Raw genomic sequence first — 14,481 nt, 5'->3', positions numbered from 1 at the left:
AGTGTGGACTCTTTGATGGCTGGTTTTGTTGCATCGGCGTGCCCGGTTCTTTGAATCAGCCTATCTGCATGTATAGTAATTTCGCGTGCTGGGAAAGGATCGCGTTGCTCACAGAGATGAGAGCAGCTACCTTCCCCGCATATCCGCGCCCGAGTGGCGGAATTGGCAGACGCGCTGCACTCAAAATGCAGTATCGAAAGGTGTGTGGGTTCGAGTCCCACCTCGGGCACAGCAAACCCCCTCGTCAGAGGGGGCTTTTGCTTTAACGGGTGTACATTCTGGTTGGTCAGGTCCCTCTGACACTGGCCGCGGGGTGTGCCTGGCGCCGCGGGTCACCTGTGAACTTGTGGGGGAGCGGGTTCAGGGTCGTGGCTGGTTGGCCCTCCGCTGGCTCTGCACTGGGGTTATTCGTTCCCTTCTTGGTGCGTCCGGTCGGTCCTGGTTGGCCTACACCTCCTTATGGGTAGGGAGAGTGAGTGCGACATGATGCCGAGAAACTGCGTAGATAACGTCTGGCTTCGGCATATTCTTGGCGTGAGAAGACCGGGCTGGCCGATGCTTTGTCAGGCCAAACTAAGTGTGGACGCTGTCCAGACTTAAATCTCCTTTATCAGGGCTGCTTGCATCCATGGGCTTTCTTTCCCTCGGTTTACGTCTGCTCATGCATGTGAGTGGCCCTCGCTACATGACGCGCTGCCTGAACTGCCGTGGCGTCTCACCAACTTCCCTGAGGAACTGCCGGTTGAAGTTGGAAAGGTTGCTGAAGCCCACCTCGTAGCAAATGTCCGAGACCGGTTTCTCGCTGCGTTCCAGCAGGCGCCGTGCGTGAGCCAGTCGCAGTTTCCGAACCAGGTCCGTGAAGTTCTGCCCGGTGGCTCGTTTGAAGTATTTGGAGAATGTGGGCTCGGCCATACCCACCATGGCTGCTGCTTCTGCCATGGCGACGCTGCCGGCATGGTTGGTGAAGACGTACTCGAGAACGATGTCCACGACTGCTTCTGCTTGGCCGTCCAATTGAGGTCGGAACCATTCATCGGCGAGGTATTTACGATCATGCTCCGGCGCCCGGGAAAGCGTGGCAAACAATGCCAGCAGGTGATGCAGACGCTCCAATCCGGTGGAGGTGCCCATGGCTTCTATGGAGTCGGCTGCCACTTGTGCCGTCTGGCCAAAGAATTCGATGCCCCGGGCGGACTGTTCCAACAACGGCCTTACTTCAGCCAGTTCAGGCATGAGAACGGCTGCCTGCTCCACCCACTTCCCGTCGAACTGGATCACGGCATCGCGATTTTGAAGCAGTTCCCCTGGTTCGAGATCGCTGACCCAATCATGGGGGAGCCCGGACCCAATCAGGGAGACGTGCCCGGCTTCGAAGGTGCCGATATGGTCACCGACGATGAATTTTCCCGATCCTTCTCGGATGAGGTGGATTTCGTACTCGGGGTGATAATTCCAGCGAGCTACCGGGCTGGGGTAGTCATGCTGGTGCCAACGGACCGAATGGTTCGGATCTTCGGGGATCACTTCGCGGTTGGCGCGCATCCCAATAAGCCGCTGGGCCAGCCGCGCCGCAGCGCCGTCGCCCGGAGGGGTGGAACTCATGGGGGCCTCCGATGGGAGAGGGAAAATAAGTATCAGTATGCGTCATCAAGGACGCTAGTTGTGCCCCACCCCACACGCCTAATGTTGACGAAGACGGCGAGGCGCCCCGGATTCCCGGACGATTGCCCCGCTCCGGTCTTGTACTTCCACGCAGTAGTAGGAGTGCGGAGACTGCGCACCCCCATGAAGAACGAAGGAGTCCTCAATGCGCCCAAAAACACGTGCGGCAGCCCTTGCAGCCGGCGCCCTGTGCATCGCGCTATCCGCCACGGCCTGTGCCGGAGCGGGCGGAACCGGAGCTGGTGACCAGAACAGCATCAGCGTCCTGATGGTGAACAACCCGCAGATGGAAGACCTGCAGAGGCTCACTGCGGATAATTTCACCAAGGAGACGGGCATCCGCGTGAACTACACGGTGTTGCCGGAGAACGACGTCCGGGCGAAGATCAGCCAGGAGTTCTCCAGCCAGGCAGGCCAGTACGACGTCGCTTCGCTGTCCAACTACGAGATCCCGTTCTACTCGGCCAATGGCTGGTTGGCGCCACTGGACAACGTGGCCAAGGATCCTGAGTTCAAGCAAGACGATATTCTGCCGGCCTACACCGCGTCCCTCACTGGCACCGACGGCAAGCTCTACGGCGAACCGTTCTATGGTGAATCGTCCTTCCTGATGTACCGCAAGGACGTCTTCGACGCCAATGGCCTGAGCATGCCGGAGAAGCCCACCTGGGCTGAAGTGGCTGAGCTCGCCGCAAGGGTGGACGGGGCGGAACCCGGGATGAAAGGCATCTGCCTTCGGGGCCAGCCGGGCTGGGGGCAGGTCTTCGCGCCGCTGACAACCGTGGTCAACACCTTCGGCGGTACCTGGTTCGATAAGGACTGGAACGCGAAGGTCAATTCGCCCGAGTTCACGGAAGCAACGGAGTTCTACACCAAATTGGTCCGGGAACATGGTCAGGCCGGTGCAGCCCAGGCAGGCTTCACCGAATGCCTGAACAACCTGACGCAAAGCAAAGTGGCCATGTGGTACGACGCCACCTCGGCCGCCGGCGCCTTGGAGGCGGAGGCCTCCCCGGTGAAGGGCAAGATTGGCTATGCGCAGGCTCCGGTGAAGGAAACCTCATCCGCCGGCTGGTTGTGGACGTGGTCATGGGCTTTGCAGGCGGCGTCGAAGAAGACAGATTCGGCGGAAAAGTTCATCGCTTGGGCCAGCTCCAAGGAATACGAAGAACTGGTGGCCTCCAAGCTCGGTTGGGCAAAGGTGCCGTCAGGTAAGCGCATCTCCACGTACGAGAACGCCGAGTTCCAGGACGCTGCCCCGTTCTTTGAAGCCGAACGTTTTGCCATCGAGAATGCAGACCCTAAGAACCCCGGCGTCCAAGAGCGGCCCGCCGTCGGCATCCAGTTTGTCGGCATCCCCGAGTTCGCCGCTCTTGGCACCAACGTCTCCCAGGGCGTCAGCTCTGCCATTGCCGGTCAAGGCAGTGTGGCTGATGCCTTGGCCAAGGGCCAGGAAGCCGCGCAAAAGGTCGGCGACAAGTACAAGAACAAGCAATAGCCGAACCGCAGGAGAACATCATGACTACCGCAACGGCGCGCATCTCCCGCCCGGGACATGCCACACCAAAACCTTCACGAAGCAAAGCATCGCGGGAACGCGCCCTGGCCTGGGCCCGGCGTGCGCCGCTGCTTCCAGCCCTGATCTTCCTCATCATCGTCACGCAGCTCCCGTTCGTGGTGACACTGATCATTTCGTTCCTCAACTGGAACAGCCTGAGCCCCGGCACCACGGGTTTCGCCGGCTTCGAGAACTACGTCACGGTCCTCACCGATCCCGACCTCCGCCAAGCCATCTTCACCACCATCCTCCTCACAGTTGCCGTGGTCCTGGCCAGCCTGGTCGTCGGCCTAGGCCTGGCCCTGCTGCTGGACAAGAAATTCATCGGACGCGGATTGGCAAGGACGCTGCTGATTGCCCCGTTCCTTGTGGTGCCCGTGGCCGCAGCCCTGATCTGGAAGCACGCACTGCTCAACCCCACCTACGGATTGATCAACGGTGTCCTGACGTGGATCTGGTCCCTGTTCGGCAGCGACACTCCTCCGCAGTTGGACCTGCTGTCCCAAGCGCCGCTGATGGCGGTCATCATCTCGCTGGTGTGGCAGTGGACTCCGTTCATGATGCTCATCCTGCTGGCCGGGCTGCAGTCCCGGCCCATGGATACCGTGGAGGCAGCCCAGATGGACGGAGCTACACCGTGGGCCATCTTCCGGCACCTTACACTCCCGCACCTTCGCCAGTACCTGGAACTCGGAGGCCTGTTGGGTGCGATCTACATTGTGCAGAATTTCGACGCCGTATTCACCCTTACGTCCGGAGGCTTGGGCACCGCAAATCTTCCGTACGCGATCTACCAGACCTTCTACTACGCCAATGAATACGGGCTGGCCTCCGCGGCCGGCGTCGTGGTGGTCATCGGCACCATCCTCGTGGCGACCTTCGCCCTCCGCACCGTTTTCTCGCTCTTCAAGAAGGAGGCAACACGATGAGCACACTCAGTCACACCGCAGCCCGCATCACGCCTGAAAAATCCAGCACGCCTACCGGCGTCCGTCGTCGCGGCAAGTCGCGGATGGACCCCACCCGCAACAACACAGCTGCCGGCATCGCAGCCTGGCTGCTGGCCCTGCTTTTCGCTACGCCCGTCTTGTGGATGATCCTGACCTCGTTCCACTCCGAGTCGGACGCCGCCACCAACCCTCCGTCCTTGGCTGCGAATCTCACCCTGGATGCCTACAAAGAGTTCTTCGGTGAGACGTCCGGCGTTAGCCCTTGGCCTTCGCTGATCAACTCCGCCACGGCCTCCATCCTGTCCACCGTCCTGGTGCTTGTCCTGGCCATCCCAGCCGCGTATGCCCTGTCCATCCGGCCGGTGAAGAAGTGGACGGACGTCATGTTCTTCTTCCTCTCCACCAAGATGATGCCGGTGGTCGCAGCGATCCTTCCGCTGTACCTCTTCGCCAAGACCGTAGGCGCGCTGGACAACATATGGTTCTTGATCCTCATGTACACGTCCATGAACCTGCCTATCGCGTTGTGGATGATGCGGTCCTTCCTCGCCGAAGTCCCAGTCGAAATGCTGGAAGCTGCACAGATCGATGGCGCCAACCTGATCCTCACGCTTCGCAAGGTCATAGCACCCGTGGCGATGCCGGGCATCGCGGCCACGGCCCTGATCTGCTTCATCTTCAGCTGGAACGAGCTCTTGCTGGCCCGAGTGCTCACCGGCGTTGTGGCCGGCACGGCTCCCGTGTTCCTGACCGGATTTGTCTCCAGCCAGGGCCTCTTCCTCGCGAAGGTCTGCGCGGCCGCCGTCGTCATTTCGCTCCCTGTGCTGTTCGCCGGATTCGCAGCACAGGACAAGCTCGTCCAAGGCCTCTCGCTCGGCGCCGTCAAGTAATTCGACGCGGCTAAGTAACCAACTCCAAAGGACCCCCATCATGACAACCTCAACCACTCAGACCCCGCTGCTCGACCAGCCTGAACTGCCGGCCACCATGCGCGCCGCCGTCCTGCAGCGCCAAGGCCAGATGACCATGGAGACGCTGCCCGTCCCGCACCTCGACGCCGACCAAGTGCTGGTGCAGGTTTCCGCGGTCGGAGTGTGTGGAAGCGACGTCCACTACTACGAGCACGGCCGGATCGGTGATTATGTGGTGGACCACCCCTTGATCCTCGGCCACGAACTCGCAGGGCGGATTGCCGCCGTCGGAAGCTCCGTGGACCCCGCTCGCATCGGTGCGAGGGTCGCCGTCGAGCCCCAACGCCCTTGCCGGACCTGCAAGCAGTGCAAGGCCGGACGCTACAACCTCTGCCCGGAGATGGAGTTCTATGCCACCCCGCCGGTGGACGGCGCGTTCGCCGAGTACGTCACCATTCAAAGCGACTTCGCGTACGACATCCCGGATGATGTCAGCGACGAAGCCGCTGCACTGATTGAGCCGCTCTCGGTAGGGCTCTGGGCCTGCGAACGCGCAGAAATCAAACCCGGCAGCCGGGTCCTGATCGCCGGCGCCGGTCCTATCGGCATCATCGCTGCGCAGGCCGCGCGGGCCTTCGGCGCAAGCGAAATTTACGTCACGGACATCGCCGAAGACCGCCTTAACTTCGCCCTGAAGCACGGTGCGACGCACGCGCTGAACGCCCTGACGGATAAGGTGGAAGGGCTCGACGTCGATGCGTTTATTGACGCTTCCGGAGCACCTCAGGCGGTCCGTTCCGGGATTAAAGCCGTGGGTCCTGCGGGCCGCGTAATCCTGGTGGGACTCGGCGCAGACGACGTCGAACTGCCTGTCTCTTACATCCAGAACCGCGAGATCTGGCTCTCCGGCGTCTTCCGCTACACCAACACCTGGCCGCTGGCCATCCAACTCCTCGCGGACGGCAAAGTAGACCTCGACATCCTAGTCACGGGCAAGTTCGGGCTCGCTGATTCCGAGGCGGCGCTGACCGCCGGCAAGCAGCCGGGGCAGCTCAAAGCCGTGGTGTACCCGGGCCGATGAATCACACGGATCTTTTAGTCACGGTGGTTGGGGAATCGCTGGTGGACGTGATCAGAGATCCCCACGCGGCTACGTCCCAGGCTTATCCCGGCGGGAGCCCGCTGAACGTCGCTGTTGGTGTTTCACGGCTCGGCATGCGGACCAGTCTTGTGACGCACTACGCCGATGATACCCACGGCGCATCGCTGGAGAAGCACCTCAGCAGCAATGGCGTCGGAGTCATCAAAGGCGGCTCCGCACCGACGTCGACGGCGACTGCCACCCTGGGTGCCGACGGTGCCGCGACGTATGTCTTCGATGTCAGCTGGGACCTAGACGATGCTTGGACTTCGGCGGCGGAAGCCGTGCGGTCCGCCGGTCACGTTCATACGGGGTCGATCGCCTCCGTCCTCGCGCCGGGGGACGAGTCCACGTTGTCGCTTGTGCGGGCAGCCCGGGAGTCCGCAACCGTCAGTTTCGATCCAAATTGCAGGCCCGCCATCAGTCCGGATGTGGCTCGGGCCCGGGCGCGGGTTGAACAGTTCGTTGCCGCCAGCGACGTCGTGAAGGCCAGCGACGAGGACCTCCTTTGGCTCTACCCGGACAGGACACCAACGGAATCACTGGAGGCATGGCTGGAGCTCGGTCCTTCATTGCTTGCGTTGACGAGGGGTGCGGCCGGTCCTGTGATCCTCACGCGTCGGGGTCGGGTGCAGATGCCTGCCGAGAGGATCGTCGTGGCGGATACCGTGGGGGCCGGGGACTCGTTCATGGCGGGGCTCATCTCGGGTCTGGCCCAAGTGTGTGCCCTCGGTGCGGCAGGCAGGAAGAAGCTGAACGCGTTATCCGAGGACGAGCTGTTGCTTGTGGCCGCGTATGCCACCAGGGCCGCTGCAATTACCTGTTCCAGGGCAGGGGCAAACCCGCCAACCGCGATCGAACTTGGGCCGCTGTCTACTTTGGGTCGGGCCCCTCGATAATGCCCAGCTACTCAAGTCCTTGGAAGCGACGCTCCAGCAGTCCCCGTGTCCTGCGAAACGTGGCCCGCGAACGCTATCCGACGTTAACGATGACGACGTTAACGAGGACGACGGCGGGAGTTATGCTCCCGCCGTCGTGCGCCGTTCGGTTTGCTGCCTCGCATTGTTGGGGCGGCGCTCAGCCGTCGTGCCTGGAGTGCTCGCCCAGACGGTGCCATGTGCGGTTGTGGTAGACCAGAGCGTCGCCGGGTTCGCCCGCTTGGACTTCACGCATCACGCGGGACTCCAGGGCATGAACGGCGATGATGGTGGAGGTCCCCACCTCCATGCGATTGATGACGGCGCAGCGCACCCAGGCGCGGACATCGTCATACACCGCCTCGCCGGTTGCAAGGGTCGACCAGCGGTGCGTCTGGTCAAAGCGGTCGACTCCGGGGGTCGCTCCGAACTTGGCCAAGTCGACGTCGTGCGCGTCCAGCAGGTGCACGACCACGGTTTCGGCGCGTGAAAGCGCCTCGGATGCAGAGGACAGTGCCGAGACCGAGAAGATCAGCAACGGAGGTGCCGCGCTGACTGACACCACCGACGATACTGTCAGTGCCACGGGTCCTTCGCCGGCATCGGCCGTGATGACGGCGACACCTCCCGGGTGGCCACGGAACAGGGCTTTGAAGTCGTCGGCCGAGAGGGAGGACGGGAAGCTTTGCGCCGGAGCCTGGACCCAAGTGTCTGGGGGGTAGGCGTGAAACATGGTTATGACACCTGGGGGGCGGAGCGTGTGAGCTCCTCGCGAACGATGTTCGTTCCTGCGCTGAGGGCGCTCAGTTTGGCCAGTGAGACGTCGCGGGGGAACGGTGCCATGCCGCAGTTGGAGCTGGGGATGAGCTTGTCCGCATCGACGAACTGCAGGGCTTTGCGGAGGGTGTCGGCCACCTCCTCCGGCGTTTCAATGGTCTCGCTTGCGACGTCGATTGCCCCGAGCATGACTTTCTTGCCGCGGAGGAGCTCGATGAGGTCCATGGGCACGTGGGAGTTCTGGGATTCCAGCGAGATGATGTCGATGCTTGAGCTCTGAAGCAGCGGGAATGTTTCCTCGTACTGCCGCCACTGTGAGCCGAGCGTCGCCTTCCAGTCAGTGTTCGCCTTGATCCCGTAGCCGTAGCAGATATGCACGGCGGTCTCCGCGCGCAGTCCTTCTGCCGCTCTCTCGAGCGCAGCCACGCCCCAGTCTTTGACCTCGTCAAGGAAGACGTTGAACGCGGGTTCGTCGAACTGGATGATGTCCACCCCGGCCGCCTCCAGTTCTTTCGCCTCCTGGTTCAGGATCGTGGCGAACTCCCAGGCCAGCTTCTCGCGGCTCTTGTAGTGGTCATCGAAAAGAGTGTCCACCATGGTCATTGGACCGGGGAGGGTCCACTTGATCGGCTTGTCGGTGGTTGCGCGGAGGAACTTCGCGTCGTCGACGAATACCGGCCGCTCGCGGCGCACGGGTCCGACGACGGTCGGCACACTCGCGTCGTAGCGGTCACGGATGCGCACGGTCTTGCGCTGTTCAAAGTCGACCCCGCTGAGGTGTTCGATGAAGGTGGTGACGAAGTGCTGGCGGGTTTGCTCGCCGTCGCTGACGATGTCGATGCCGCGTCGGGTTTGTTCGTGGATGGCAATGCGCAGCGCATCCTGCTTGCCCTCGAGCAGCGTATCTCCGTCCAGCTTCCACGGAGACCACAGAGTCTCCGGCTGTGCGAGCCATGATGGTTTCGGCAGGCTTCCCACAAGGGTTGTGGGCAAAAGTGTGTTCATGATTGGCGATTCTCCGTGGGTCAGTTGACGAGGGCGGGGTATTTTGCGGTCCACTGGTCCAATAGATCCTTGTGGGGCGTGATGAAGTGTTCCTCCGTGTACTTCGCCTGGGTGATCGCGAGCTGACTGCGCTCGACGCGGTCGTAGGCGATCTGGGTCCGCGAGTAATCCTGCTCGCCCAGGCTGGGCTGATATACGACGGCGGCGGCGGAGTTCGCGTTGTAAATCTCCGGGCGGTAGATCTTCTGGAACGTCTCCATGGTGCTGATGGTGCCGATCAGCTGCAGGTTGGAGTAGTCGTTGAGCAGGTCGCCGCGGAAATAGAAGGCGAGCGGCGCAACGCTGCCGCGTGGCATGAAGTAGCGAACCTGCAGTCCCATCTTCGCGAAGTACGCGTCCGTCAGCGAGAACTCGTCCTGCTGGTACTCAACGCCCAGGACGGGGTGACGGTTCTCGGTTCGCCGGTACGTCTTGCTGGTGGAGACGCTGATGCACACCACTGGCGGTTGCGGGAAGCGCTCCTGGCATGCCGGGGAATCGAGGAACTGCTGGAAGAGTTTGCCGTGAAGATCGCCGAAGTCCCCGGGGACGGTGGGCTTGCCTGCCTCGGCTGCTGCCGCTGGCAGTACAACGCTGAAGTCGAAGTCACGGACGTAGGAGGAGAAGTTGTTCCCGACGATCCCTTGGTGGCGGACCCCGTTCAGTTGGTCGACGATCTGGATGTCGAGAACCTCGAACAGCGGGAACTGCTGATCCGTACCTTCTGCCGTGAATTCTATCTGCACGGAAACGATCTGAAGCTCCAGCGTGTAACGGTCCCGGTCCGGGTTGTCCCAGCTAGCGAGGTCGTTGAAGCGGCGCCGAATCATGGTCAAGGCGTTGCGGAGGTTCTCCTGGCGGTGCTCGCCCCGTGCTAGGTTGGCGAAATTTGTTGTAATACGCGAGCCTTCGGACGGTGAGTAGTCCTCGTCGAAGGGAGTCGTGGTGATGCTGAAGGTGAAGTCGTCTGCCATGTGCTGCCAATCCGTTGATGGCCGGAGACGGCCTTTCAGAAGGTGATGTATCCATGGTGCAATCATCCCGAGGGTATCGGGTAACTAGGCGTTACTATGCGTTCATATAGACTTTTCCTATGCCCCAACTTTCGAGCGGACTGACCCTGCAGCAACTCCGCTATTTCATTGAAGTTGCAGCTGAGGGTTCGATCTCCGCGGCTGCAGATCTTCTTTATGTAGCGCAGCCGACCATGTCAGCAGCGATGAAGGACCTTGAGGCCCGGGTGGGCCGTGAGCTCCTGGTCCGCTCCGCCCGCGGAGTCACGCTCACCGCCGACGGGGTGGAGTTCCTGGGCTATGCGAGGCAGGTGGTGGAGCAGTTCGCTCTCCTCGAGCAGCGCTACCTTGGTAGGCCACCGCGGCGACGTCTGCTCGGGGTGTCGACGCAGCACTACTCGTTCGCGGTGGACGCCTTCGTCCGGATGGTCAAGGCCTCCGATGTGGCTGAATACGAGTTTTCCCTGCGTGAGTCCCGTACCTGGGACATTATTGAGGATGTCCGGACGCTCCGCAGCGAGATAGGCATCCTTTACCGGAACGATTTCAACCGGAAGGTCATCGACAAGCTGCTCCGGGAATCCGGGCTTGCGTTCACACCGCTCTTCCTTGCCGATCCGCATATCTTCATTTCACGGAAAAACCCGCTCGCCTCAAAGAAGCGTGCGACTCTGGATGATCTCGCCGGCTTGCCGCGGCTGACCTTCGACCAAGGTGCGAACAACTCCTTCTATTTCGCCGAGGAGATTCTCTCGACCTTGTCCAGCAAGCAGGAGATCCGGGTCTCTGACCGTGCCACGATCTTCAACCTCATGATCGGGCTCCACGGCTACACGATCTCGACCGGGATCATCAGCGGGCAACTCGACCCGGAGATCGTCGCCATCCCGCTGGATGTTGAAGAACGCATCGAGATCGGCTGGATCGGCCACGCTGCGATTCCTCTCACCGACCAAGCGCAGCATTACCTCAGGGAGTTGCGGGCCGTCGTCGCTGAGTTTGGCGTCGCGCTGATCGACTGACCGCTGTTGAGCGGGTGAGTCTTTGCCACTTAGCTCTTTGCCACTCAGTGACTGGACGTAGTTGTGGGAACCGGGGGTGCTGGTTTTGGCGTAGGGCGCGTTCAATGACCTTTCATTACATGCATTCTGTGTTGTCCTTGTCACATCCATTTGCAGGGTCGGTCATAAAGCAGCGAGCCTTTCCATATCGACATTCACGCAACGACGCGTGTGTCAACTAAGGAGCACGACCTATGACTGATGTTCTCTGGTTTTCTGAGCTTGGCCTGTCCGACCTCGACCAAGTCGGAGGCAAGAACGCATCCCTTGGCGAGATGGTACGCAACCTCGCTTCCGCCGGCGTCAAGGTTCCGGACGGTTTCGCTACGACGGCCGATGCGTATCGCCGGTTTCTGAGCGAATCAGGCCTGGATGCCCGCATCGAAAGCATCCTGGAGGGTCTTGACAGCGACGACGTCGTCGCGTTGGGGCGGGTAGGGCAGAAGATCCGCGACCTGATCCGGCAGACGCCTTTCCCTTCCGCTTTCGAGACGGGCATCCGCACCGCGTTTGATCGCTTGACCGCGGAGCACGGTGGGGATGTTTCGTGGGCGGTGCGTTCCAGCGCCACGGCTGAGGACCTTCCGGATGCATCATTCGCCGGTCAGCAGGAGACGTTCCTGAACATCCGCGGCATCGACAACATTCTCCTGGCCATCAAGGATGTGTTCGCTTCCTTGTATAACGACCGGGCCATCGCTTACCGCGTCCACCACGGGTTCACCCACTCGGAGGTGGCACTCTCGGCCGGAATCCAGCGCATGGTCCGCTCGGACATTGGCGCCTCGGGGGTGATGTTCACGATGGATACTGAGACTGGGTTCAACGACGCCGTCTTCATCACTTCCTCGTACGGACTTGGCGAAGCGGTGGTCCAGGGCGCGGTGAATCCTGATGAGTTCTATGTGTACAAGCCTGCCCTTGCGGCGGGTCGGCCGGCTGTGCTGAAGCGGGGCCTGGGGGAGAAGGCTGTGCAGATGGTCTACACCGACTCGGGGGAGGTCGGAAAGACTGTGGACTTTGTACCTGTGCCGCGGGATCTGCGGAGCCGCTTCAGCCTGACGGATGCCGAGGTGGAACTGTTGGCGAGCCACGCACAGGCCATTGAAGCGCATTATGGGCGTCACATGGACATCGAGTGGGGCAAGGACGGAGCCGACGGGGAACTCTATATCCTTCAGGCCCGCCCGGAAACGGTGGAGTCCCGCAAGGCTGCCGGGACGACGTCCCGGTACACCCTCGCCGAACGCTCGACGGTTCTGGTGGAGGGCCGGGCCATTGGTCAGCGGATTGGTGCCGGCCAGGTCCGGGTACTGAGCTCGATTGATCAGATGGCGTCTTTCCAGGAGGGCGACGTCCTGGTGGCGAACATGACTGACCCTGATTGGGAACCAATCATGAAGAAGGCTGCCGCGATTGTCACTGATCGTGGCGGGCGGACCTGCCATGCTGCCATCATCGCCCGTGAACTTGGCATCCCCGCCGTCGTGGGGACCGGTTACGCATCCCAGATCCTGAAGGACGGAACCCCGGTGACGGTATCCTGCGCCGAAGGCGAAGCCGGCTTGGTGTACGAAGGCCTGCTGGACTACACCCTGCATGAAACCAGCCTGGACACCATGCCCGAAGCGCCGGTGAAGATCATGATGAACGTCGGCACACCGGAGCAGGCCTTCAGCTTCGCCCGCCTCCCTCACCACGGGGTTGGATTGGCCCGGCTCGAATTCATCATCAACCGCCAGATCGGGATCCACCCGAACGCGCTATTGGCTGTTGCCGGAGAAATCGAGCGCCCGGCAACACTCGATGACTTCACGGTGCGCCAGATCCAGGAAAAGACGGTCGCATATGCCGGGCCCCGAGACTACTATGTGCAGCGCCTTGCCGAAGGCATCTCCACCATCGCGGCTGCCTTTGCTCCGGAACCGGTCATCATCCGGCTTTCCGACTTCAAGTCCAACGAGTATGCCAACCTCTTGGGCGGGCCGGCGTTCGAACCCGAAGAGGAAAATCCGATGATCGGGTACCGGGGCGCATCCCGGTACCTGTCCGAGTCCTTCCGGCAGGCTTTCGAACTCGAGTGCGAAGCCCTGAAATACGTCCGCAACGACATGGACCTGACCAACATCAAGCTCATGGTCCCGTTTGTGCGTACTTTGGACGAAGCCAGAGGTGTGACTGAGCTCCTCGCTGCCAACGGGCTCAGCCGGGGCGAGAACGGGCTGGAGATCGTGATGATGTGCGAACTTCCAGCCAATGCCCTTCTGGCCGATGAATTCCTGGAGTACTTCGACGGTTTCTCGATCGGTTCCAACGACCTGACCCAGCTCACACTCGGGCTGGACCGGGACTCCGCGCTGGTCGCTGAAGGCTTTGATGAGCGCAACCCCGCAGTCACCAAGCTCTTGGAAATGGCCATCACCGCCTGCCGCGCCCGGGGCAAATACGTTGGCATCTGCGGGCAGGGCCCCAGCGACCACCCGGACTTCGCCGAGTGGCTGCTGGATCAGGGTATTAGCTCCATTTCGCTGAACCCCGACGCCGTCACCGAAACCTGGCTTCGCCTGGCACGAACCAGCAGCGAGACCTCCGTCTAAATGGAGGATCTGCAAAGAAACACCGTGGGGGAGGACCACGCGTCCAACCCCACGGTGTTCTTCCTCTCGGACAGCACCGGCATCACCGCCGAAACACTGGGAAACACGCTATTGAGCCAGTTCCCGGGCCAGCGGCTGGAGCGAAAAACCATCCCGTTCATCACCACGGTCGAGCAGGCGCGCGAGGTAGTGGCAACGATCGACAGGATCGCAGGCTCGGGGCCTCGGCCTATCATCTTTTCAACGGCGGTTGGCCATGACATCCGTGCCGTGCTGGCCCAAAGCCGGGGCCTCTTCTTCGATCTGTTCGGCACACACATCGGCCAACTCGAGACGGCACTGGGCGCGTCCGCGAGCGGACAGCCCGGACAGGCCCACGGGCTCGGTGACGCGGTGCGGTACCAGTCCCGCATGGCAGCTGTTGAGTACGCAATAGAGCACGACGACGGTCAGTCGCTTCGGGCGCTCGAACGCGCCGAACTGATACTCATCGCCCCGTCGCGGTGCGGTAAAACTCCCACCACCATGTACCTGGCCCTCCAGCACGGCATCCTCGCCGCGAACTTCCCCCTGGTGGAGGAAGACTTCGACACCATGACCCTCCCGAAACCGTTGCTGCCTTTCGCGAGCAAATGTTTCGGGCTGACCTCACAGCCCGTCCGCCTCAGCCAGATCCGGCAGGAACGCCGCCCGGGCAGCAACTACGCCTCACTGAATCAGTGCGCCTTTGAGCTGCGCAATGCCGAGGACATGTACCAGGCCAACAACATCCCTTACGTCAACTCCGCGTCCATGTCCGTGGAAGAAATATCAGCCACCGTCCTTCAGCGCATGCAGTTGCATCACTGAG

At 61.6% G+C, this 14,481-nt stretch carries 12 protein-coding genes and 1 tRNA gene; 9 read left to right on the top strand and 4 right to left on the bottom strand.

Annotated features, from left to right (window positions below; genetic code table 11):
• Positions 1 to 147: 147 nt before the first annotated feature.
• A tRNA-Leu gene (locus EU811_RS16500) sits at positions 148 to 229 on the top strand.
• Positions 230 to 681: 452 nt separating this feature from the next.
• On the opposite strand, the gene EU811_RS16495 is transcribed toward EU811_RS16500, so the two are convergent.
• Positions 682 to 1,602: a helix-turn-helix domain-containing protein gene (locus EU811_RS16495; protein WP_142939413.1), complete on the bottom strand. Its 921-nt coding sequence runs from the start codon at positions 1,600 to 1,602 to the stop codon at positions 682 to 684.
• 205 nt (positions 1,603 to 1,807) lie between these two features.
• Between EU811_RS16495 and EU811_RS16490 the strand changes: the two genes are divergently transcribed.
• From EU811_RS16490 to EU811_RS16470, 5 genes are read left to right on the top strand one after another with little or no spacing between them, the layout of a single operon-like run.
• Positions 1,808 to 3,160, top strand: a complete 1,353-nt coding sequence (locus tag EU811_RS16490) for an ABC transporter substrate-binding protein (RefSeq protein ID WP_142939412.1) — start codon at positions 1,808 to 1,810, stop codon at positions 3,158 to 3,160.
• 20 nt (positions 3,161 to 3,180) lie between these two features.
• Positions 3,181 to 4,149: a carbohydrate ABC transporter permease gene (locus EU811_RS16485; protein WP_142939411.1), complete on the top strand. Its 969-nt coding sequence runs from the start codon at positions 3,181 to 3,183 to the stop codon at positions 4,147 to 4,149.
• The gene (locus EU811_RS16480) at positions 4,146 to 5,060 is read left to right on the top strand and encodes a carbohydrate ABC transporter permease (RefSeq protein WP_142939410.1); all 915 of its coding nucleotides are present in this window, start codon (positions 4,146 to 4,148) and stop codon (positions 5,058 to 5,060) included. The genes EU811_RS16485 and EU811_RS16480 overlap by 4 nt, the downstream gene beginning before the upstream one ends.
• 40 nt (positions 5,061 to 5,100) lie before the next feature.
• The gene (locus EU811_RS16475) at positions 5,101 to 6,162 is read left to right on the top strand and encodes an NAD(P)-dependent alcohol dehydrogenase (RefSeq protein WP_142939409.1); all 1,062 of its coding nucleotides are present in this window, start codon (positions 5,101 to 5,103) and stop codon (positions 6,160 to 6,162) included.
• Entirely contained in the window at positions 6,159 to 7,121 is a 963-nt protein-coding gene (locus EU811_RS16470) for a carbohydrate kinase family protein (RefSeq protein WP_142939408.1), read from the top strand. The genes EU811_RS16475 and EU811_RS16470 overlap by 4 nt, the downstream gene beginning before the upstream one ends.
• Before the next feature lie 178 nt (positions 7,122 to 7,299).
• On the opposite strand, the gene EU811_RS16465 is transcribed toward EU811_RS16470, so the two are convergent.
• Genes EU811_RS16465 through EU811_RS16455 form a run of 3 tightly spaced genes read right to left on the bottom strand, consistent with a single transcriptional unit; the run spans position 7,300 to position 9,934 of the window.
• The gene (locus EU811_RS16465; RefSeq protein ID WP_142939407.1) at positions 7,300 to 7,872 is read right to left on the bottom strand and encodes a flavin reductase family protein; all 573 of its coding nucleotides are present in this window, start codon (positions 7,870 to 7,872) and stop codon (positions 7,300 to 7,302) included.
• A gap of 2 nt (positions 7,873 to 7,874) precedes the next feature.
• Positions 7,875 to 8,921 carry a methionine synthase gene (locus EU811_RS16460; protein ID WP_142939406.1) on the bottom strand — a complete coding sequence of 349 codons (1,047 nt, stop codon included), beginning with the start codon at positions 8,919 to 8,921 and terminating at the stop codon, positions 7,875 to 7,877.
• 20 nt (positions 8,922 to 8,941) lie between these two features.
• Positions 8,942 to 9,934, bottom strand: coding sequence for a DUF1852 domain-containing protein (locus tag EU811_RS16455; protein WP_142939405.1), 993 nt, complete (start codon positions 9,932 to 9,934; stop codon positions 8,942 to 8,944).
• 119 nt (positions 9,935 to 10,053) lie between these two features.
• Here EU811_RS16455 and EU811_RS16450 point away from each other — a divergent pair, with 119 nt between their 5' ends.
• The 3 genes from EU811_RS16450 to EU811_RS16440 all read left to right on the top strand — a co-directional run bounded on the left by EU811_RS16450 (position 10,054) and on the right by EU811_RS16440 (position 14,480).
• Positions 10,054 to 10,995, top strand: coding sequence for a LysR family transcriptional regulator (locus tag EU811_RS16450; protein WP_142939404.1), 942 nt, complete (start codon positions 10,054 to 10,056; stop codon positions 10,993 to 10,995).
• A 233-nt stretch (positions 10,996 to 11,228) separates the two neighbouring features.
• Entirely contained in the window at positions 11,229 to 13,631 is a 2,403-nt protein-coding gene (gene ppsA / locus EU811_RS16445; RefSeq protein WP_142939403.1) for a phosphoenolpyruvate synthase, read from the top strand.
• Positions 13,632 to 14,480, top strand: coding sequence for a pyruvate, water dikinase regulatory protein (locus EU811_RS16440; RefSeq protein WP_142939402.1), 849 nt, complete (start codon positions 13,632 to 13,634; stop codon positions 14,478 to 14,480).
• The last annotated feature ends 1 nt before the right edge of the window (position 14,481 follow it).

It is taken from the genome of Arthrobacter sp. TS-15 (genome assembly GCF_006964045.1).
In the GTDB taxonomy this organism is placed as follows: domain Bacteria; phylum Actinomycetota; class Actinomycetes; order Actinomycetales; family Micrococcaceae; genus Arthrobacter.
Note: the sequence above shows the minus strand (reverse complement) of the source record. Positions and strands in the feature narration are given on the sequence as shown.